Genomic DNA, 20,333 nt, shown 5'->3' with positions numbered 1-20,333 from the left:
CTCACACACTTCACTAGCATTACAATAATACCTGCCAATTAATTTTGGACTTTTAAGCCTTTGGCAAAGCGCTGACCATTCGTGACATAGTGCTGTGCCTGTAACTCCAAAGCCAGCTGCTGCTCAGCTGTTAACTGGCGCTTGATTTTGGCCGGGGAACCCACCACCAAAGAACCATCGGGAACATCCATATTTTCTGGCACTAAGGTGTTTGCACCGATCAAACAGTGCTTGCCAATGCGCGCACCATTTAACACCACAGCATTAATGCCCACTAAACTGAAGTCACCTACGGTACAACCATGCAACATCGCCTTATGCCCTACGGTAACCCCTTTGCCCAGGGTCAATGGTACCCCTGGATCCGTATGCAAGACCGAGCCATCCTGGATATTACAATCCTCGCCAATGCTAATTAACTCCGAGTCACCACGGATCACCACGTTAAACCAAATACTGACATTGTTTCCAACACTAACATTACCGATCACGGTGGCGTTGTCAGCAACAAAATTATCGCCATGAAACTGCACACTTAAATCATCCAGACTGTAAATCACATCATCACCCTTACATTACATATAAAAAAATTATAAAACTTGTGCTTAATTATCGATGGTTAAACCTGCATCAAAAGCAGTATTCATTAAATCCATAATCATCAGTGCTGTCACGCCCCAAATACCATATTGCTGATAATCAAAATGAGGGACTTTTTTAAGACGGCCGCGATAGGGCTTTTCAGCTGCCTGCAAATTGTCCGGCTCTAAAAAATGACGCAAGGGCGTTTTAAAAATGGCATCCAGCTCATTAAGGTTCGGTGTCAGCATTAAGCCATCAGGCACAAAAGCAACAAAGGGTGAAATGTTTATGTTGGTCCGTGTTAGATATTGACTTAACGCTCCAACACAAGTCACATCGGCTGCTAACAAACCCACTTCCTCATTGGCTTCTCTTAGTGCGGTTGCCCACAGACTGTCATCCTCAGGATCTCGCTTACCACCAGGAAATGCCACCTCCCCCGGATGCAACGTTAAATGCCTGGCTCTTCGCGTGAGGATCAGTTCAGGCTCTTCAGCTGCAGTTATTGCCAACAACACCGCCGCCTGCCGGTAATTGCTGTTATATAATCGGGGCTCGAAAGCCGCCAGCCGCTGCTGGATCCTGCCTAACATCCAATCTCTGGTCACTGAATTAAGCACCTCACTACCCAAAACTGCGGTAAAAAATCACGATTAAACCTAATAAATAACATTAAATAACATACTTAAATATTTGAAATTTAATAAAATAATATAAAATTAATTTTATATTATTAGAAAAACCAGCATATACGTTACTCCTAAATCGGGTTACCATCGATCCATGCTCAAATAACAACCAGAACAGAGGTGACTAGCCGCACTGAAGCCGCAGCTAAACCACAATCACCTGTTAGAGGCCGCTCACCATGACACCGGATATGCCCAACTTCGACACACTACTGGAACTGGCTCAGAACAATCCTGATGAACTGGAAAAATTACGCAATGAACTGGCCGATCAAATTATCAGCAGCGCCTCACAATCCGTATACCAGCGTCTACTTGGCTTACAATTTCAAATAAACTCCACCCGACGATTGTCTAAAACGCCACTGGCCGCCTGCATTCGTATCTCTGAAATGATGCAGCAATCCTTTGATGAACTTAGAGAGGCACTGAATAAGCCAGCCCCCCCGACGGCGAACCCAGTTCGCAGCCAAACCGCTTCCACGCGAACACTAGCGCTGACATCCTCAGCTTTCCCTGCAATTCCTGATATCGCCACTTACACCCCAAAGAAGTATCTAATCTACTAGCACCGACTCCAAGCGCCAGACATCATAGGCAGGCTCCTCGTAAGGATGGGCTGATTTCAGCGCGCTCACCGCCTGCCCTATCAAGTGATCATCGCACACTAGCTCGACCCGATATTCGTCAACCTGCTCAAGTTGTCCTAACTCACCAATAAAAGGATCACTCCCGGACAAGGCGCGAAACTGTCCTTGCCCTAATACCTGCCAGCAGCACTGATCATAGTTGCCAATGCAACCAGCGCCGGTAGTGAACACGGCTTGCTTTACAGCTTCCAAATGAGAGGGTGGTACAAAAAAACATAGCTTATACATACCAAGCTCCTTCAGGCTAAACCGGGTTTTGATCCTCTGGCGCGATGCCTTGGGCCGCGTAAAATTCTGCGGCATATTCTGCCAGGCGGTTATGCGCTATGGCGTCACGTATATTTTGCATATGCTGCTGGTAATAGCGCAGGTTATGAATAGTGTTCAATTGACCGCCCAGCATCTCCTTGCACTTATCCAGATGGTACAAGTAACTGCGAGTAAAATTTTTGCAGGTATAACAATCACAGTTAGGGTCTAACGGCTCAGTGCTGTGACGATGCTTGGCATTGCGGATTTTAACTACCCCTTGCGAGGTAAACAGGTGGGCATTGCGGGCATGACGGGTTGGCATCACACAATCGAACATATCGACGCCACGCATCACCCCTTCCAGTAAATCCTGCGGCGTACCCACACCCATTAAATAACGTGGTTTATCTGCGGGCAGATGCGGAGTCACTACATCTAATACCCGCATCATATCGTCTTTGGGCTCACCGACTGACAACCCACCAATCGCGTAGCCATCAAAACCTATCTCTTTTAAGCCCTCAGCCGACTGTTGCCGCAAATCTTCATACATACCGCCCTGCACAATACCAAATAAAGCCGAAGCACTGTCGCCGTGTGCTACTTTACTGCGTGCGCCCCAGCGCAGCGACAATTCCATCGAGTCTTTCGCCTGTTCATGGGTGGCAGGAAATGGCGTGCACTCATCAAAAATCATCACAATGTCGGAACCTAAATCCCGCTGCACTTGCATTGAGGTTTCCGGGTCGAGAAAAACTTTTGAGCCATCGATGGGTGATTTAAACGTCACCCCTTGCTCAGTAATTTTACGCAACGCTCCCAAGCTGAATACCTGAAACCCACCCGAGTCGGTCAAGATAGGTTTGTGCCACTGCATAAAATCATGCAATGTGCCGCTCTCATCAGGACCATGTTCTTTGACAACTTGCGTACCTGGCCGCAACATCAGATGGAAGGTGTTTCCCAGAATAATATCCGCGCCAATGGCTTCGATATCGCGAGGCAACATCCCCTTTACCGTGCCGTAGGTGCCCACCGGCATAAACGCAGGGGTTTCTACCACGCCGCGCGGGAACGTCAAGCGACCGCGACGGGCCATGCCATCGTTGTTGTCTTGCTCAAATTCCATAAAACACTGTCGACTCATTATTAACTCTCTTCTCAAATCATTATGCTGATGGCAGCACCAACATGGCATCACCATAACTGAAAAAGCGATAGCGCTCCGCGACTGCCTGCTGATAAGCCTGCATTACATTATCCTGCCCAGCAAAGGCACTGACTAACATAATCAGGGTTGATTCCGGTAAATGGAAATTTGTCACCATCGCATCCACCGAGCGGAATTGATAACCGGGATAAATAAAAATACGACTATCGCCAGCAAAGGGGGCTATTTCACCAGCAGCTGACGCCGACTCCAAGCTGCGAACCGCAGTAGTCCCCACCGCCACCACTCGACCACCTCTTGCCCGTGTAGCTTTGACCTGCTCACAAACTTGCGACGACACCTCGATATATTCGGCATGCATCTGGTGGTCTTCAATATTGTCCACCCGCACCGGCTGAAACGTCCCCGCCCCTACATGCAGAGTCACATACGCGGTGTCGATACCCTTGGCCTGACAGCGCTGAATATATTCCTCGGTAAAATGCAGCCCCGCCGTTGGTGCTGCCACCGCCCCTTCCCGTTTTCCGTAAACCGTTTGATAGCGCTCACGATCAGCTAACTCATCAGCACGGTCAATATAGGGTGGCAGCGGCATATGACCCAAACGGTTCATTACTGCAATAGCGTCTTCTTCGCCCTGATCAAAAGCCAATTCAAATAACGCGTCATGACGACCCAGCACACTCACTGCTGCCAACACTTCATCACTACCTTCAGTGGCAGTAAGATGCACGACTGCCCCAGCCTTCGGCGACTTACTCGAACGCATATGCGCCAACACACGGCGATCATCCAATAGCCGCTCAATCAAAATTTCAATTCGGCCACCGGTCGCTTTTTTACCCCACAATCGGGCTGGCAATACTTTGGTATCATTAAACACCAATAGATCTTCAGGCTTTAGATAATCAATTAAGTCAGCAAATTGCCGATGCTGAACACTGCCGTCAACCCCATCCAACAGCAATAAACGACTAGCCGTACGCTCCGACATTGGATAGCGGGCGATCAGCTCATCAGGCAAATCAAAATGAAAATCGGCTAACTGCATAACACTGAAGTCTAAATAATGGGGATTTGAAAACCAGGACCTGAAATAAAAATGAGGCACAACTCAATAGGCGCGCAAGATTATCGTAAATCGCTACCACAAACCAGCCGAAATGGCTTAATAATGAACAACTTGCAGCAGCCATCGGCAATAAAATCCGTTGACCTTTAAAACTCTATTGCTATAATGCCGCGCTCGCGCAATGCGCCAAACAGCTTTAAGCCAGAGTGGTGAAATTGGTAGACACACGGGATTCAAAATCCCGCGCCCTTAAAAGCGTGCCGGTTCGAGTCCGGCCTCTGGTACCAAATCAAAATGCCTCGTTCACAGAACGGGGCATTTTTTTGGAGTTCGGGGTCAGAGTAAAGATTACTTTCTTTTGAGGCCTAGTTCCAGCAATCTCTGCCTGCGATTCCCCAGAGCATCTATCGCATCCTTAAACCGTCCCGACGCTATGGCTAATTCACTTTGAGTAGGTTGAGTTATATCTTCAGGAGTAAAACGACGTATTCGGGCCATTGATTCATCCATGAATATCATGGCTAGGTGTGAATAATTTTGAACTTACTTTAATTGGCAAGTGTAGGAATCTTCATGGCTTTACTCTGACCACAAACTCTTTAAAACTCCTTAGTTTTTACTCTGACCCCAAACTCTGGTCAGAGCAGTAAATACCAAGCAGAATACTATGGATAGGTATCTAGACATTTTGTTATTACCTTTTAATCAATTACTCACAATCCATCACGCTACAAATTACTAAACAGCAAAAACTTTAACGTCACTATCAATCTTCATGACGGTATATCCTTAAACTACTTCGCACACTGGGTCGACTGCTCAATAAAACGCTGCAGATAGCTACTCATTACTTTATTAGTCAGCCCCTTACTGTTAAACATTGCGAGATGCTTATCGATTGCCTGAAGCGGAGCCTCCCATTTTGAATGGGTTTTTACCCCTGCGTGAATTGCAACATCCTGACGTGGCCAAGAACCGAAATTCAGTTGATTCTCAATGCCATGCTGTCTGGCAATAATTAATGCGTGATAATAATCAATGACAAGGTAGTCAGCCTCTTTGCTAATGATTTTTTGCAAGGCTGCTAAAGTATCTGTTTCTAATGCCTCGATATCGTAGCCTTTGGCTTTAAGGTTTTTATAAACAGCATGCTTTGTTCCCCGCCCTTTAAAATGCTGCATAATGCCTTTGTATGTATCCAAATCAGCAGCATCATGGGTAATTGAAGTATCACCTTTTCGATGAACAATACTGTCTTTTTGCCACGCTAAAGGTGACGAAGATATAGTAATTCCGGGGAGCGGTGGAGAATACATAGTAGGCATTATGTGGATTTTTTCGGTAGCCACTTGACGGTCGAATTCAGCCCAAGCATTGGCATCTGTCTTAATCGGCGGCGCTACCAGCACCTCATAACCCTCCATCTCAAGACTCTTCCTTAACAAATGAATGGAGCCACCTTCTAACACATTGGTGCAGGGATTTACCCAGTGGTAAGGCGGGCTCATTTTATCAGGCACACCGCCAATCACTATTGGCTCAGCTGAGACCAAGCCTACAAACAGAGTTATCAATGCCAATAGCGAAATGTAGCGTCTATCCATAATGCTTTATTGTCTCTTGTTTACAATGATCTTTACTACCCTGGAAGGCCCTTCAGTCTCCTATAATGACATTAGTAGCGCCTTAAGAAAAACCCCCGCGAATTGCAAATGCCAGCCAAAATTACGCTCTATTTAATCATCGGCCGCTTAACATTCGCCTCCAGAAACAATTGTGCCACTCTGCTGGTAATATCACTTTGAAAGGCTTTCTCGTAATTCACATCAAGCACGTAGGCTTTTGCCCGCAACCGAATTGCCAAGCGCTCTGCAATGGCTATCTCCTCAATAGCAAATGTCACCGGCTTTTTCAGAAAAGCAAAGCGGCTAGTGACAATCACCTGACGGACAATTTCTTTTGCTCGCTCTAAATCCGCATCAAGCGCCAAGTGAAAATCGGTCACCACCATCATATCCATCGCGCCCATATTACCCGATGCCACAACGTCGGTGATGAAACGGGAATTAGGAATGGTAACGATATTATCGTCCAGCGTTTGTAAACGCACAGAGCGTAAGGTGATAGCCGTTATCTGGCCGTATACATTTTCAAAGGCCACCCGGTCCCCAACTTGGAATGGACGATCGAACAATAAAATCAAACCCGACACCAGAGAAGCGGCAACATCTTTTAAGGCAAAACCAAAAGCAACCGCTGCCGAACCACCGACAGCTATCAGAAATTCTCTTGGTGGTTGCAGTACACCACTGACCAGCGCAATGGTGCCACCGATATAAAGCATAAAACTTACCAATGTAGATAGCTGCATAATGAGAAATCGGCGTGACGGCAACCGATCCATCAAGCCCTGACTAAAGCGCCGGATACACCAATTAATCAACCAAATAACAAACAAGCCGAGAAAAATAATAACAGTGTGCTGGTATTCAGCATGCTGGAAACCATGTCGAACTCGCTAATCAAATCGGAGTTATTCATGCAACAAATTCTTCCTGGCTAAAAATTTAGTAATCGCCGGGTACCACAACGGTACGATACGATAGCGACGAAGTATGGTGCGCTCAATAAAGCCGGTATCAAAGGCAGTCTTCAACGCCGACCTCACTACACCATGTGGGATGGCAGTAACAGCTACCAACTCATCACTGGTCATGTTCTCGTGCATTACCAGCGCAGCATAAACAAAATGTAATTCCTCGCCTAACTTTTCCAGCGCCGCAGCGTTAACTTCTACAGGTAGCCCAACGGTTACTATTTGCCGGTTGACAGTAATAGAGCCAAGCCACATCTGCAGCGCCAGCATCGGGTTACCACGGCAAGCATCCCATAACAAACTAAAATACAATTGTTCGGCATTACGAATACTACCCGCCTCGGGACCGCGAGTTGACAGCAAAATACTATCGTAGCGAATACGAAAACCACTCAATTGATTGCGCGACAATACCAGCGAGCGAATATCATTGAGACTCCAGGGACGAGTATAGGTCACTGAGCTGAATTGATAATCGCGCCCAAAGACATTGCTGAGGTATGCCCAACTTTGGCTATTGACTGAGATTACCCAGAAGATATTACTCAACCTTGCGTGAGTAAAACTTAACAAAGCTTCCCAGCCTGCCAACCCACCCACTTCACGTAGAAAAAAGTTATGCGCATTTTCCAAAATTATCACGGTCGGCTGACGCTCACCATCCGTTTTGACCAACTCTGCTGGACCGCCACTAAGGTCGACATTCAATTCTGCGCCCAGCAGCGTCGCAACGGCTTCGGCAGTAATAATTTTAGCTGGAATATCGACTGAGCGGATATTCAGATCACCATGTTCCGCCGTCAACCATTCTTGCAAACGATGAATAGTAGTGGATTTACCACCACCTTTCTCACCCGCTATTAACAACGTATTTTCTTCAGAACGATCTGCCAACCAAGGGTTATAAACCCTGAACCCTATCGAGTAATTTTACGTCTATATAAGGGAATTTCTCCGCACCTATGCTCTCACCAAACCAGGATTGATAAGAAACCAGCTCGCCAGCATCAGATTCCACAACATCTTCAGTATCGTGCGCACCCGATCGGAGCTTGAAACCCCGCGCCATAATTTTGCGATACCAATCAAAATTAACCAAACCTTTGTGAAAAATCCACCAATACCGCCACTAAAAACAGCGGTACAAATAACGGCGCCAGTAATATAAAAGCAACGCTATTTAAAATTCGTTCTACTAAATTATCTAACCGTTGCGGGAAAAAAGTTTGTAGCGCGAGAATAAACTCGCGCTGCCAGGGCCCGAGCAAAAAGCCCACCGCAAACCACAATGCAAACAATGTTATCCAATCAAAAATGCCGAGCATTAAGGATGGCCCAATAGCAAGCTTCACCAAATCCATTAACAACCATGGCAAGATGACAATAGCGGCAGCTTGTTTAGTTTGTCTCTCGGCAAGCAGTATTTGCTGTTCATTCTGAAATACACTCGCCTGTTGGTTAACCCGGCTGAGCAACCATCCACCAAAGAGCCGGAGCAAACCATAAACGATATAAAGACGAGCAAAAGACAGCAACGGCAATAGCAGCGGTAAGTCGTAGCTTGCAAACAGGGACTCCATGTACTCCAGCCCCAGCCAGCCAATAACCCAAGGCAGCATTAACGAAATCGTCAAAGTAATACGGCTAACCTGCGCATAACCCCGCTGCCTGCGTAGCTTGAGCACATAAAATGCCTGTATGTCCGCCGCTGGTTTTTTACTTTTACTCGCCACTAGTGCCAATAAAAAAAATGAAAGCAAGCCAAATAAATATTCAAAACCCTGAAAAAACCGCCACACAACCGGGTTATTTCCCGGACCGGATTGACGGAAATCTACTGTGGCATCAACATAAAGCCATCGCAGAATATTGCGTACAGCAAACACTTCATCGAGCAGTAATTGCTGATCACTATCGGCCGAAGCTTGCCGCGCCCGAGCGAAACTAGACTGATGTTTTTTCCACAACCAGGCGCGAATATTATTAACAACATTGGACATCACCAACTGATCCAACTCAGCGATACGATAGTGATCTACCACGATTGATTGAATACCTGCTGGTAGCTCGTCGGTCTCAGGTAACTGGTGCTCGTAAATTAATCGTAACGACTGACGCCACAACACAATCCACTCGGAGACGTTGTGGTAATTAATGCCCTCAGATAATTTCGGCAGCAAACGAAAAAAAGCGATACGCTGTGCTTGCAAGTTACTATGCAGCGCTTCAATTTTGGTCTGCAACGTAACGGACGGAAGGTTTTGTAATTGATTGTTTAATTCTTGCTCATGTTGCAGCAGGCGCTGACGAGAACGCCAAACACTGAGTATAGCCGAACGTACAACGGACGACTGCGCCCACCAATACAAATTTCGCAACTGAGACAAATGTTCTTTTTGCCAGATCAAGCTAGCTCTATTTTTTGTGTAGCTTTGCTGTAAATCCTCACAGCTAATTACTTCAGGCCAGCTGGTCGGCAATGCCTCACCATCCTTACCTGATAGCAACGCCTGCAGTTCAATAACACCTACTGAAACCGAAGCCGAGCCATTGATGACCTCCTCAAGCTGAGTTACTAATGACTGGAAAGTCTGCTGCTCTTTCTCTAAATCACCAGCCAGAATTTTTGCGTCACGACAAACACTAGTCACTGCTGATGCTTCAGCGTGCACATATGAGAATGGCAGACACAAAAACATACCAAGGAGTGCCGCTTTTATTATGCCACCGGCTGTAGATAGGCTCATTTTTTTCACTCTGAAATAGTTAGACGATAATGCAATCGCGACCACTAGAACACCACGCCCAGAAAAACGTATAAACTCTCATCACCTGCATCCGAATGTCCATAGGCTAAATATGCAGGCCCTATCGGACTATCCCAGCCGATGAATACGCTGCCACTATAAATTAGCTCATCATAATCAATATCACTCTTTTGAGCCCAGACATTACCGGCCTCTAAGGATGCACCCAGATATAATGGCAGCTGAATAGCGCCGAAATCATTCGCCGCCATTTCGTAGGTATACACTAAACTACTAAAACGCACATGCTGGCCACTGAGTGATACTGGGCTCAGCCCGGATAAATTTAAAAACCCTCCCAATTGAAAGGCGCCTAGCAAGGACAGCGGATCATCGTTTACCGTACTTTGATAACGCAGCAAGGCTCGCAAGGTGTTATTGCCTAAAGATCCCACTAAATTTAATTCGACATCAACCTGGGTGGTGTAATCGATTATTTTCTCCAGCTCATCTTTGGTGCGGCGTATTTCAGCACTGAGCTTAGCCCCCTTGGAAGGGAAGGTTGCGTGATCCAGTGTGTCGTAGTTGGCATCCAACACAAGCCCGAACTGGTTATACTCCAACTCGTCAATCATCGCGAGTTCTACCAATAAATCCGGCAGCTTTAATTCCCCTTCCTGGTACACCGCAGACAAACGCAAATCAAATTTATCTGTAGTACTCCATCCAATACCACCACTTGCTCCAGCACTGGAGTTAATAGTTTCTCCCAGGGAAACACCCTCTAAAGTGTAACCTTGCACAGATCGGTTTACTGCACCCGCCGTGGTAATAAAAAAACCGGTTGTGGAAAGTGGCCAATACAACTCAGAAAAAAACAATTTATCAGTACCAAACTCTGCCACGCTATACCACTCCGCCCCATAAGGTGAGAGGTTGGTCAACCGAAAAGAACCACCCAGTTGATAACGGCTGAACGAACTAAAATCATCTTCCAGCGCCAGTTTAAAATCCAGATAACCAGGCCCCCATTCTTTTTCACCTACATCGATATTAAGCGTCGATAGGCCATCATCAGTCAAAGACGTATTCGTCCTGGCAATGGTGCCCTGCCCATGCAGTCTTTCCATTCCCAGCTGAATATCCTCTTGGCTATAGGTGCTATTGGGCTGTAGCTGCATACGATCAAGAATATAGTCATCACCGAGACGGGAATTATTATTGAGTTCGATCGCATCAACCTGAAACACTGCTTCCGATAGTAATACCTCGGGCTTGCGAATGTGATCCTCAGCCATTTCAACCAGATTTGCCAATGCCTTGCTCTGGCTAAATACGCGTTGCGCCTCCAGGTAACCCGGTTCAAGTGCCTCCAGCGTTCGCTCAAAGCTCAGTATGCTCACGTCTTGAATATCAGGCTGTAGATACACATCATCCTCACCCAATAAGGATTTTTGTTGTTCGACATTGGCGCGAGTGAGGAACGCAGTAATCTGTAACAGAATCGCCAAGCCCGAATCTAATTCGTCTTTTTGCTTGGTCGGTGAGCCGATATCTACAGCAATAATCAGGTCAGCACCGATTGCTTTGGCAACACTGACGGGTAAATTATTGGCTATACCCCCGTCCACCAATAAGCGGCCATCCAATTCGATCGGTCGAACAACACCGGGGATGGACATAGATGTTTGCAACGCATCGGCCAAATCACCGGCATCCAAAATGACTTGTTCACCGGTTTCGGCATCTGCCGCTACCGCACGAAAGGGAATTGACAGCTCATCAAAGCTATTAAAACGCGGATAGTTACCCAGCAAGCGCTCAACCAAGGCCTTCATCCCCTGACCCTGTACGAAACCTTGCGGTAGTTTTATCGACTGCCCATCAAAACCTAAATCCAGATGGATCGGTATACTATCTAACTGTCTCTTGCGACGATTGGGGGTTTTGCTGCGATCCGTTCTATCCCGATAGCCATCAGTCCAATTGGTTTCCCTGAACAACTGCTCTATTTCATCGGCAGTTTTACCAGTGGCATACAAGCCCCCGACCAGCGAACCGATGCTAGTACCCACAATGACATCCACTGGGATATGGTATTCTTCCAGCGCTTTTAAAACACCGATATGAGCGCTACCACGCGCACCACCGCCACCCAGCACCAAGCCAACACAGGGTCGGCCCAAGTTGGGCGGGCAAGATGAGCGCCACACTTTAGCCGTATCCACGACCGCTTCAGCTGAAGATTGCGCCATCACCGACGCAGCCAATAGCCATAACATCGCAACCAGTGATCTATACTGTACAGAGTGCAACGCCATCAATAGCTTTCCATTATTTTTTTATCCATTTATAAGGCGACATAGGATGATGCAGCAAGTCTAACGGAATGGAAGATGAAACCAAGGATTATCTATAGTGATCGCAGCGAGTGAACCACCCATAGACAAATAACACAGATGGCTCCAAATTAAGCTGAGAGACATCGCCAACCATCATATAAGCTATACTCTAACCACCTGACACTAAAGGATATCTGCCAAGAATATCGATACGAAAGTTATGCCAATATTGTTACCATTCTCAGGCCAACACCATCCTTAAATAACTAACACTTAAGAAAAAATACTTGATGGATAATAACCAGCTTACCGTTCCCACACGATTTGTAAATATCATGCTTTCTATAGCCGCCGATCATCAGTGCAATACCGATGAACTGCTAACCAGTATCGGCATTGATCCTCAAGATATTATTAACGAACAGCCTATCTCCGCCCTCCTCTACGGCGAACTCCATCACCACATTATTGAATTAGTGCAGGATGAATGGTTTGGCATGCTTAGCGGCGGCCCCGTACCCAAAGGTGCCATCCGCTTATTACTGCAAAGCGTGGTGCACTGCAAAAGCCTTGAGCAGGCGCTACTTCGCAGCAGTGATTTTTTTGAAGTGTGCCGGGGCTTTAAAGTCAAACAAATTTATACCATTGAAGGTGATAGCGTAGTACTAAAAGTCGTTAAGCTCGACTGCATTGAGCAGCGGGAATTTGACACCCTGCTTGCCAATACTCATGCCGACACCATCAAAGCTACGCTATCCGCATGGCATGGTTTTTACAGTTGGCTGATTGGCAAATATGTACCGTTGGAGGATGTGTATTACAGCTTTCATAATGATCTTGCAGAACCGATCACGCACAAACCCAAAGCCGGCAAGCATCATACCCACTACCATTATGAACACCCCTTTAACGGTCAGCGTTTTGATAAAAAATACCTCGACTATCCCATTGTGCAGAATGAGGACAGCATTGAAGACTTTATGCGTAAAGCGCCCTACTACGGTCTCATTAAAAAGCACCCCGACGAGGGCTTAACCCCACATGTAAAATCCTTATTGGCCAAAAGCATCGGTGAGGAGCTACCTAACGCCAGCGAAGTGGCTGAATTCTTTAATGTATCTGTCACCACCCTGCATCGGCGTTTAGGCAATGAAGGCTGTAGCTTTCAGACACTGAAAGATGAATCCCGCATGGAGGCTGCCATCCACTATCTAAATTGTCCCGATATCAGCACAGCCGCTATCTCCGACCTGCTCAGTTTTGAAAATCCAAGCACATTTTATCGCGCTTTCAAGAAATGGACCGGCCTTCCTCCCGGGGAATACCGCAAGCAAATACTGGCAAAGCAGCAGTAAACGTCCACAATAATAAGATGGCCACGTGATCTACCCACTAGCGCTATCTAATTGATGACGATGAGCCGATATGCAACTAGGGTTGGTGCAATCGGATATTGTATGTCTACGCCTGATAGCCGATCCTTGCCACCGTTGAAAATTAGCCTTTGAGGACTATGTTATGGCGCACTACAAAGCCCCCCTTCGTGATTTAGAGTTCGTTCGGAACGAGCTATTGTCCATGAATCAATTCTATGCAGACTCAGCACAGTGGAGTGAAGTCAGCCACGACCTCGCTAGCGCTATCCTTGATGAATGCGCTAAATTCAGCGAAAACGTACTTGCCCCGCTCAATCCTATCGGCGACAAACAGGGTTGTACCCTTACAGACGGGCAAGTCAGCACACCTGAAGGCTTTAAAGAAGCCTATCAGCAATATGTTGAGGGTGGCTGGCCAACACTGGAAGGCCCTGCGGCTTACGGTGGTCAGGATTTACCTTCATCGTTGGCACTAGCCGTTACCGAAATGACGGGCACCGCCAACTGGGCCTGGAGCATGTATCCGGGATTGTCCCATGGTGCCTGCCATACCATTGATCATCATGGTACTGACCAGCAAAAAGAAACCTATCTGCACCATCTGATGAGCGGCCAATGGACTGGTACTATGTGCCTGACTGAATCGCACTGCGGAAGCGATCTGGGTCTGTTACGCACCAAAGCAGAACCTAATGCCGATGGCAGCTACAATATTAGCGGCACCAAAATTTTTATCTCCTCCGGTGACCATGATCTGGCTGAAAACATTGTCCACATTGTGTTAGCACGCCTGCCTGATGCCCCCAAAGGCACCAAAGGTATTTCATTATTTATTGTCCCCAAAGTGAACGTTAACCCGGATGGTACCCTGGGCGATAATAATGCTCTCAGCTGTGGTTCACTGGAAGAAAAAATGGGCATTCATGGTAACGCCACTTGCGTAATGAATTTCGATGGCGCCAAAGGTTACTTATTAGGCCCTGAAAATCGCGGTCTGAACTGCATGTTTACCTTTATGAATACCGCCCGCATCGGCACCTCAATTCAGGGGCTTGCCCACGCGGAACTGGCTTACCAGAACTCACTGGCTTATGCCAAAGACCGGCTACAAATGCGCGCGCTCTCTGGCCCGGTAGAACCTGACAAAGCAGCCGATCCGATTATTGTTCACCCCGATGTACGCCGCATGCTGTTGACACAAAAAGCCTTCGCTGAAGGCGGCCGCATGATGATTTATTATGTTGCCCTATTTTCCGATGCATTAAAGATTGCGAAAACGGACGAAGAAAAACAGCAACTGGAAAACCTGCTGGCACTGCTGACGCCAATATCCAAAGCGTTTATGACCGAAACCGGTTTCGAAGCCGCTAACCTTGGCATGCAAATTTTCGGTGGCCACGGTTACATCAGAGAATGGGGCATGGAACAAAATGTCCGTGATAGCCGCATCTCAATGCTCTATGAAGGCACTACCGGCATTCAGGCTTTAGATTTATTAGGCCGCAAAGTTATTATGAGCGGCGGCAAATTATTACAAGAAGCGATCGGGCCTATGATCGAATTTTGTAATAACAATGCCGACCGTGAAGAATTGGCAGAATTTATTACCCCACTCAGCGCCTTGCTAAAACAATGGAATAGCTTAACCGAGCAAATCGGGGCCGCAGCGATGAACAATGCCGATGAAGTTAATGCTGCCTGTGTCGATTACCTGATGTTCTCGGGTTACGTTTGTTATGCTTTTTTATTCGCTCGCGCGGCTAAAATTTCACAAGCAAAATTAGCGGAAGGCACTAATGATAAAGAGTTTTATGAAGCTAAAATTTATTTGGCTAAATTCTTCTATCAACGCCTACTACCCAGAACCAGTAGCCTGGCTCAAACGATGACTTCGGGCGTAGACAACCTACTCAATAAAGACATTAATCCATTTTAATTAACCAGCAAAATCGCTATTAATTTTAACGCCCTATGGATTCCTAACAGGAGCTTTTTGTAATGACCTATCAAGGCAAGGCAATCACTGTCACCGTCAATGAGGGGATCGCGACCCTCACTTTTGATCTGCAAGGCGAATCGGTTAATAAATTTAACCAGCTAACACTGCGGGAGTTGCAGGAAGTTGGTCAACAGTTAACTACCGATAAAACCATAAAAGGTTTATTAGTCACCAGTGCGAAAAATGTGTTTATCGTCGGTGCTGACATCACTGAATTTGGCGAACTGTTCGATAACAACGAAGAAGCCGTTATTGCCGAACAAGTGTATAAGGTTAATACCGAAATTTTTAATGTTATCGAAGACCTGCCCTTCCCGATCGTGAGTGTTATTAACGGCCTCGCGCTGGGCGGCGGCTTTGAGATGTGTTTGGCCACCGACTACCGGGTAATGGCCAGCACTGCTCAGGTAGGCTTTCCCGAAGTGAACCTCGGTATCATTCCCGGCTACGGCGGCACCGTACGGACACCCCGTATTATTGGCGGCGACAATGCAGTCGAGTGGATTTCCGGTGGCAAACAATACAAAGCGCCTGCGGCATTAGCCGTAGGCATTGTCGACGCAGTGGTTGAGCCCGAGCTGTTAAATGAAGCAGCTATGGATTTATTACAAAAAGCCATTGCGGGTGACTTTGATTACCAGCAGCGCCGGACTGAAAAATGTGGCCCGCAATTACTCGATGATATTGAGTTAATGATGGCCTATACCACCGGTAAAGCGATGGTATCGCAACAATCGCCAAAAGGGATGATAGCGCCCATTACTGCCGCTAAAACCATGGAGAAGCACGCCAAACTTAGCCGTGACGAAGCCCTGAAAATTGAAGGCCAGCAAATCGCGAAACTGGCCAAGACCGAAGTTTCTCGCAATCTGATTAATCTGTATTTAGCGGATCAGGTATTAATTAAAACCGCTAAAACCTATGCTTCGGGTTCCGCTCCTGTCAGTCAGGCTGCGGTACTCGGTGCCGGTATTATGGGTGGCGGCATTGCCTATCAATCTGCCTCAACGGGCACACCGATCATTATGAAAGACATTGCTCAGGCTGGTATTGATATGGGCATGTCAGAGGCTGGCAGTTTATTGGCCAAGCGCGTTAGTCGCGGTCGGTTAACCCCCGAAGCAATGGCCGATACCCTCAGCAAAATTACACCAACATTGAGTTACGAAGGCATTGATGCGGCAGAACTCGTCGTTGAGGCCGTGGTTGAAAATGCCAAGGTTAAAAAAGCGGTGCTTAGCGAACTTGAAAACCTGGTCAGCGCCGATACCATTATTACCTCTAACACCTCGACGATTCCGATTTCTGAATTAGCGGGCGCACTAAAAAGACCAGAAAACTTCTGTGGCATGCACTTTTTCAACCCGGTGCATCGCATGCCTTTAGTAGAAATTATCCGCGGCGAAAAAACCAGCGAGCAGGCTATCGCTCGCACTGTTAGTTTTGCTCTGGCCATGGGTAAAAAACCAGTGGTAGTGAACGATTGCCCGGGGTTTTTGGTTAATCGAATTTTATTCGCTTACTTCGCTGGCTTTGTAGCCTTATTAAAAGAAGGCGCTGATTTTCTCGCCGTCGATAAAGCCGCTGAAAAATTTGGCTGGCCGATGGGCCCTGCGTATTTAATTGACGTCGTGGGTATTGATACAGGCGTCCATGCTGGCGCAGTAATGGCTGAAGGTTTTCCTGACCGCATGAAACAGGAATACACTACCGGCATGGAAGTCTTGCTAGAAAATAGTCGCCTAGGCGAGAAAAACGGTAAGGGCTTTTACAGCTATGAAGCGGATAAGCGCGGCAAAGTGCGCAAGACCTATGATGAGAGTGTGCGCGCATTATTAGCCCCGCATGTAGACAGCCCTAAAGAATTTAGCGAAGAAGAAATCATTGATCGCTTAATGATTCCTCTGTGCCTGGAGTCTATCCGCTGCCTGGACGATAACATCGCCGACAATGCTACTGAGTTGGATATGGCTTTATTGTACGGTGTGGGTTTTCCAATCTTTCGCGGCGGTGCTATGCGCTATGTGGAAAATATGGGGCTGGCAACGTTTGTTGCCAAGGCAGACCAATACCAGCATCTCGGCCCGCTATTCCATCCCACGGATTCACTTCGCCAACTCGCCGCCAGCAATGGCAGCCTATTCGCATAACGGCTAATACTTTTAGGAGAACATTGTGAGCTTATCTAACTTAAATCCCAGAGATGCCGTGATTGTTGATTTTGGTCGTACCCCGATGGGACGTTCCAAAGGCGGTTGCTTTAGAAATACCCGCGCAGAAAATTTGTCTGCCCACCTGATCAATGAATTATTTGCCCGCAACAGCAAGCTAGACCCCGCTGAAGTCGAAGATGTGATATGGGGCTGCGTCAACCAAACCAAAGAACAGGGCTGGAATATTGGCCGTATGCTCAGTTTGTTGTCGGTGATCCCCCATCAAGCGGGCGGCCAAACGGTCAGCCGCTTATGTGGCTCATCCATGAGCGCCATGCACAGCGCTGCTCAGGCGATCATGACCAACAATGGCGATATGTTTGTCGTTGGCGGCGTTGAACACATGGGCCATTTACCTATGGATCATGGCATTGACCCCAACCCCACTGCCAGTAAATACGTAGCAAAAGCGGCCGGCATGATGGGCATGACTGCAGAATTCCTGGCAATCATGCACGGTATCAGCCGTCAGGATCAGGATGCGTTTGCTGCCCGCTCACATCGCTTAGCCCATGACGCTACAATTAACGGCCGCTTCGATCGAGAGATCATCGCCACCGAAGGTCATGCCAGCAATGGTTTCAAAACCTTAGTGCGCACGGATGAAACTATTCGACCGGACACCACACTGGAATCGTTAGCCGAACTCAAGCCGGTATTCGATCCTAAAAACGGTACCGTAACTGCGGGAACATCCTCGCAAATTTCTGACGGTGCTTCAGCGATGATTATGATGTCCGCAGAAAAAGCGCAAGCACTGGGTATTAAACCGATTGCGGTCATCCGCTCGATGGCTGTTGCCGGCGTTAATCCATCGATTATGGGTTATGGTCCGGTGCCTTCGACCGAAAAAGCCCTGAAGCGCGCAGGTTTAACACTGGATGATATTGATTGTTTTGAATTAAACGAAGCGTTTGCCGCACAATCACTACCGGTATTAAAAGACTTGAATCTTTTGGACAAGATGGATGACAAGGTCAATTTGTATGGCGGCGCCATCGCCCTGGGTCATCCCTTTGGCTGCTCGGGTACACGCATCACCGGCACTTTGCTAAACGTTATGGAACACAAAGATGCCAGCCTCGGTATCTCCACCATGTGTATTGGTTTGGGACAAGGGATTACAACCGTCATTGAACGGTTGAACTAAACCTCGTTAAACCCACTAATAAAAAAGCCCCGATAACGTTAGCTACCGGGGCTTTTTTATGAGTGAGAATAATTAAATATTAACCCCGCAGTTTTTGTGCGCGCTGACCGACAATATGCAATGCCGCAACACGGTAGGTTTCTGCCAAAGTGGGGAAGTTAAAAATATTTTCAACGAAAGCATCAACCTCCATATGCGATAACAAAGCCATTTGCCCGATATGAATTAACTCAGTAGCGCCCTCACCAATTATTTGCACACCCAATAATTTTTTGCCACTGGGGTCGGCAACCATACGCAGCAACCCGTCCTGAATGCCGGAAATTTGACCGCGCGCAATCTCTTCAAATTTAGCTACACCGATAATCGGATCGCCGTAATCTTCAATCGCCTGCGCCTCACTCATGCCGACAGTAGACAGTTCAGGTATAGCATAAATTCCGCCGGGGATAAGCTCGGTCATTTCACCCATATCCAAACCCAAGGCCGCACAACTGGCACGACGGCCCTGCTCCATAGAGGCAGAAGCCAATGAGGGGGGCCGATCACATCACCCGCAGCATAAATATTTTCAATCGCCGTACGGCAGTGTCGATCTACTGGAATGATACCTCTGTCATTTAATGCCAGACCGACATTTTCAATATTTAAACCTTTAATATTGGAAACCCGGCCAGCAGCTGACAACAATTTCTCACTGCGATAAATGGTGCCATCTTCCAATTCAGTAATTACCTGTGAAACCCCATCCCAATACACTCGAGTAACATTGGCATTAGGAATAAAACGTGCGCCTTCAGATTCAAACGCGTGCACAAAACGATCGGTAAGCGCTTTATCCAAAAAACCCAAGGGCCTTGGATAGCGGTCGATCATAGTGACCCGCACCCCAAGACTGGCAAAAATGGACGCGTACTCGCTGGCAATAACACCACCGCCCAATACCGTTAGTGTTTGCGGCAAGTACATCATCGACAAAATAGAATCACTGTCGTACACATACTCGTGATCCACTTCAATATTATCGACCTGACGCGGAACCGAACCGGTAGCGATTACAAAGTAATCGGCGGTAAGCTGATCAGTGGCGCCTCCGGGCATACTGATATCAATGGTATTTTTATCGACAAAACTGGCGCGACCCAATATCCGTTCAATTTTATTACGCTGAATCTGGTTATTAATATATTCGTCGTGAGCACTAATTACCGAGTGCATATTATCAATTAATGCGGCCATCTCCATATCCGGACGCAACGAAAAAGAAAACAGTTCTGCATGATGACGTAAGCCGGCTATCCGCAATGCATTCTCGCGTAAGGTTTTACTGGGAATGGTACCGCGGTGAACGCAGGCACCACCCAATACTTTATCCGCTTCAACCAGTGCCACTTTTTTATTTGCCTTGGCCGCCTGTACCGCCGCTTTTTGTCCAGCAGGGCCGCTGCCAATAATAATAATGTCGTAATGCTTACTCATAAGGTTTTTACTCTG

At 47.1% G+C, this 20,333-nt stretch carries 18 protein-coding genes and 1 tRNA gene; 6 read left to right on the top strand and 13 right to left on the bottom strand.

Annotated features, from left to right (window positions below; all coding sequences use genetic code 11):
- Nucleotides 1-38: 38 nt before the first annotated feature.
- Complete coding sequence (locus UNITIG_RS15720) at nucleotides 39-560, bottom strand: gamma carbonic anhydrase family protein (protein ID WP_101759348.1); 522 nt, start codon at nucleotides 558-560, stop codon at nucleotides 39-41.
- A gap of 45 nt (nucleotides 561-605) precedes the next feature.
- Entirely contained in the window at nucleotides 606-1,175 is a 570-nt protein-coding gene (locus UNITIG_RS15715) for a CoA pyrophosphatase (RefSeq protein ID WP_101759347.1), read from the bottom strand.
- A 275-nt stretch (nucleotides 1,176-1,450) separates the two neighbouring features.
- Between UNITIG_RS15715 and UNITIG_RS15710 the strand changes: the two genes are divergently transcribed.
- On the top strand, nucleotides 1,451-1,840 hold the full coding sequence (locus UNITIG_RS15710; RefSeq protein ID WP_101759346.1) for a DUF3135 domain-containing protein: 390 nt from the start codon (nucleotides 1,451-1,453) through the stop codon (nucleotides 1,838-1,840).
- On the opposite strand, the gene UNITIG_RS15705 is transcribed toward UNITIG_RS15710, so the two are convergent.
- The 3 genes from UNITIG_RS15705 to queA are packed head-to-tail and all read right to left on the bottom strand — an operon-like array spanning nucleotide 1,829 to nucleotide 4,395.
- Nucleotides 1,829-2,149, bottom strand: a complete 321-nt coding sequence (locus UNITIG_RS15705) for a YqfO family protein (RefSeq protein WP_101759345.1) — start codon at nucleotides 2,147-2,149, stop codon at nucleotides 1,829-1,831. The two genes, UNITIG_RS15710 and UNITIG_RS15705, sit on opposite strands and share 12 nt — an antisense overlap.
- A 16-nt stretch (nucleotides 2,150-2,165) precedes the next feature.
- Nucleotides 2,166-3,320, bottom strand: a complete 1,155-nt coding sequence (tgt, locus tag UNITIG_RS15700) for a tRNA guanosine(34) transglycosylase Tgt (protein ID WP_101759344.1) — start codon at nucleotides 3,318-3,320, stop codon at nucleotides 2,166-2,168.
- Nucleotides 3,321-3,342: 22 nt separating this feature from the next.
- A complete protein-coding gene (gene queA, locus UNITIG_RS15695) occupies nucleotides 3,343-4,395 on the bottom strand; it encodes a tRNA preQ1(34) S-adenosylmethionine ribosyltransferase-isomerase QueA (RefSeq protein WP_101759343.1) in 1,053 nt (350 codons plus the stop codon).
- Nucleotides 4,396-4,616: 221 nt separating this feature from the next.
- Here queA and UNITIG_RS15690 point away from each other — a divergent pair.
- Nucleotides 4,617-4,703 (top strand) — tRNA-Leu (locus UNITIG_RS15690).
- A 507-nt stretch (nucleotides 4,704-5,210) separates the two neighbouring features.
- Here UNITIG_RS15690 and UNITIG_RS15685 read toward each other — a convergent pair.
- From UNITIG_RS15685 to UNITIG_RS15660, 6 genes are all read right to left on the bottom strand, one after another.
- On the bottom strand, nucleotides 5,211-6,020 hold the full coding sequence (locus tag UNITIG_RS15685; protein WP_101759342.1) for a hypothetical protein: 810 nt from the start codon (nucleotides 6,018-6,020) through the stop codon (nucleotides 5,211-5,213).
- A gap of 128 nt (nucleotides 6,021-6,148) precedes the next feature.
- Nucleotides 6,149-6,787 carry a mechanosensitive ion channel family protein gene (locus UNITIG_RS15680; RefSeq protein ID WP_200821333.1) on the bottom strand — a complete coding sequence of 213 codons (639 nt, stop codon included), beginning with the start codon at nucleotides 6,785-6,787 and terminating at the stop codon, nucleotides 6,149-6,151.
- Nucleotides 6,788-6,949: 162 nt separating this feature from the next.
- Nucleotides 6,950-7,906 (bottom strand): AAA family ATPase, encoded by a 957-nt coding sequence (locus UNITIG_RS15675; RefSeq protein WP_101759340.1) that lies wholly within the window; start codon nucleotides 7,904-7,906, stop codon nucleotides 6,950-6,952.
- Between the two features lie 7 nt (nucleotides 7,907-7,913).
- On the bottom strand, nucleotides 7,914-8,111 hold the full coding sequence (locus UNITIG_RS15670) for a hypothetical protein (protein ID WP_101759339.1): 198 nt from the start codon (nucleotides 8,109-8,111) through the stop codon (nucleotides 7,914-7,916).
- Complete coding sequence (locus UNITIG_RS15665) at nucleotides 8,104-9,759, bottom strand: EscU/YscU/HrcU family type III secretion system export apparatus switch protein (protein ID WP_145999201.1); 1,656 nt, start codon at nucleotides 9,757-9,759, stop codon at nucleotides 8,104-8,106. Before UNITIG_RS15665 ends, UNITIG_RS15670 begins: the two co-directional genes overlap by 8 nt.
- Before the next feature lie 44 nt (nucleotides 9,760-9,803).
- The gene (locus tag UNITIG_RS15660) at nucleotides 9,804-12,080 is read right to left on the bottom strand and encodes a patatin-like phospholipase family protein (protein WP_101759337.1); all 2,277 of its coding nucleotides are present in this window, start codon (nucleotides 12,078-12,080) and stop codon (nucleotides 9,804-9,806) included.
- Between the two features lie 311 nt (nucleotides 12,081-12,391).
- Between UNITIG_RS15660 and UNITIG_RS15655 the strand changes: the two genes are divergently transcribed.
- The 4 genes from UNITIG_RS15655 (at nucleotide 12,392) to fadA (ending at nucleotide 18,839) form a co-directional block, all read left to right on the top strand.
- A complete protein-coding gene (locus UNITIG_RS15655; protein WP_101759336.1) occupies nucleotides 12,392-13,456 on the top strand; it encodes an AraC family transcriptional regulator in 1,065 nt (354 codons plus the stop codon).
- A 163-nt stretch (nucleotides 13,457-13,619) separates the two neighbouring features.
- On the top strand, nucleotides 13,620-15,413 hold the full coding sequence (locus UNITIG_RS15650; protein ID WP_101759335.1) for an acyl-CoA dehydrogenase C-terminal domain-containing protein: 1,794 nt from the start codon (nucleotides 13,620-13,622) through the stop codon (nucleotides 15,411-15,413).
- A 62-nt stretch (nucleotides 15,414-15,475) separates the two neighbouring features.
- Nucleotides 15,476-17,626 carry a fatty acid oxidation complex subunit alpha FadB gene (gene fadB / locus UNITIG_RS15645; protein WP_101759334.1) on the top strand — a complete coding sequence of 717 codons (2,151 nt, stop codon included), beginning with the start codon at nucleotides 15,476-15,478 and terminating at the stop codon, nucleotides 17,624-17,626.
- Nucleotides 17,627-17,651: 25 nt separating this feature from the next.
- Complete coding sequence (fadA, locus tag UNITIG_RS15640) at nucleotides 17,652-18,839, top strand: acetyl-CoA C-acyltransferase FadA (RefSeq protein ID WP_101759333.1); 1,188 nt, start codon at nucleotides 17,652-17,654, stop codon at nucleotides 18,837-18,839.
- Nucleotides 18,840-18,918: 79 nt separating this feature from the next.
- Here the strand turns inward: fadA and UNITIG_RS24500 are convergent, their stop codons facing one another.
- Both UNITIG_RS24500 and UNITIG_RS15635 read right to left on the bottom strand, forming a co-directional pair.
- Entirely contained in the window at nucleotides 18,919-19,356 is a 438-nt protein-coding gene (locus tag UNITIG_RS24500; protein ID WP_235015451.1) for a hypothetical protein, read from the bottom strand.
- Complete coding sequence (locus UNITIG_RS15635) at nucleotides 19,299-20,318, bottom strand: FAD-dependent oxidoreductase (RefSeq protein ID WP_235015450.1); 1,020 nt, start codon at nucleotides 20,316-20,318, stop codon at nucleotides 19,299-19,301. The genes UNITIG_RS24500 and UNITIG_RS15635 overlap by 58 nt, the downstream gene beginning before the upstream one ends.
- Nucleotides 20,319-20,333: the final 15 nt, after the last annotated feature.

This window comes from Oceanicoccus sp. KOV_DT_Chl (assembly GCF_900120175.1).
Lineage (GTDB): Bacteria > Pseudomonadota > Gammaproteobacteria > Pseudomonadales > Dasaniaceae > Oceanicoccus.
This window is presented reverse-complemented; position numbering and strand designations above follow the sequence as displayed.

What these genes read in the sequence shown, in the direction of transcription:
- UNITIG_RS15715 (WP_101759347.1), bottom strand. Translation starts at nt 1,175, where the DNA reads ATGTTAGGCAGGATCCAGCAGCGGCTGGCGGCTTTCGAGCCCCGATTA.
- UNITIG_RS15710 (WP_101759346.1), top strand. Translation starts at nt 1,451, where the DNA reads ATGACACCGGATATGCCCAACTTCGACACACTACTGGAACTGGCTCAG.
- UNITIG_RS15705 (WP_101759345.1), bottom strand. Translation starts at nt 2,149, where the DNA reads ATGTATAAGCTATGTTTTTTTGTACCACCCTCTCATTTGGAAGCTGTA.
- tgt (WP_101759344.1), bottom strand. Translation starts at nt 3,320, where the DNA reads ATGAGTCGACAGTGTTTTATGGAATTTGAGCAAGACAACAACGATGGC.
- queA (WP_101759343.1), bottom strand. Translation starts at nt 4,395, where the DNA reads ATGCAGTTAGCCGATTTTCATTTTGATTTGCCTGATGAGCTGATCGCC.
- UNITIG_RS15685 (WP_101759342.1), bottom strand. Translation starts at nt 6,020, where the DNA reads ATGGATAGACGCTACATTTCGCTATTGGCATTGATAACTCTGTTTGTA.
- UNITIG_RS15680 (WP_200821333.1), bottom strand. Translation starts at nt 6,787, where the DNA reads ATGCAGCTATCTACATTGGTAAGTTTTATGCTTTATATCGGTGGCACC.
- UNITIG_RS15665 (WP_145999201.1), bottom strand. Translation starts at nt 9,759, where the DNA reads ATGAGCCTATCTACAGCCGGTGGCATAATAAAAGCGGCACTCCTTGGT.
- UNITIG_RS15660 (WP_101759337.1), bottom strand. Translation starts at nt 12,080, where the DNA reads ATGGCGTTGCACTCTGTACAGTATAGATCACTGGTTGCGATGTTATGG.
- UNITIG_RS15655 (WP_101759336.1), top strand. Translation starts at nt 12,392, where the DNA reads ATGGATAATAACCAGCTTACCGTTCCCACACGATTTGTAAATATCATG.
- UNITIG_RS15650 (WP_101759335.1), top strand. Translation starts at nt 13,620, where the DNA reads ATGGCGCACTACAAAGCCCCCCTTCGTGATTTAGAGTTCGTTCGGAAC.
- fadB (WP_101759334.1), top strand. Translation starts at nt 15,476, where the DNA reads ATGACCTATCAAGGCAAGGCAATCACTGTCACCGTCAATGAGGGGATC.
- UNITIG_RS24500 (WP_235015451.1), bottom strand. Translation starts at nt 19,356, where the DNA reads ATGGAGCAGGGCCGTCGTGCCAGTTGTGCGGCCTTGGGTTTGGATATG.
- UNITIG_RS15635 (WP_235015450.1), bottom strand. Translation starts at nt 20,318, where the DNA reads ATGAGTAAGCATTACGACATTATTATTATTGGCAGCGGCCCTGCTGGA.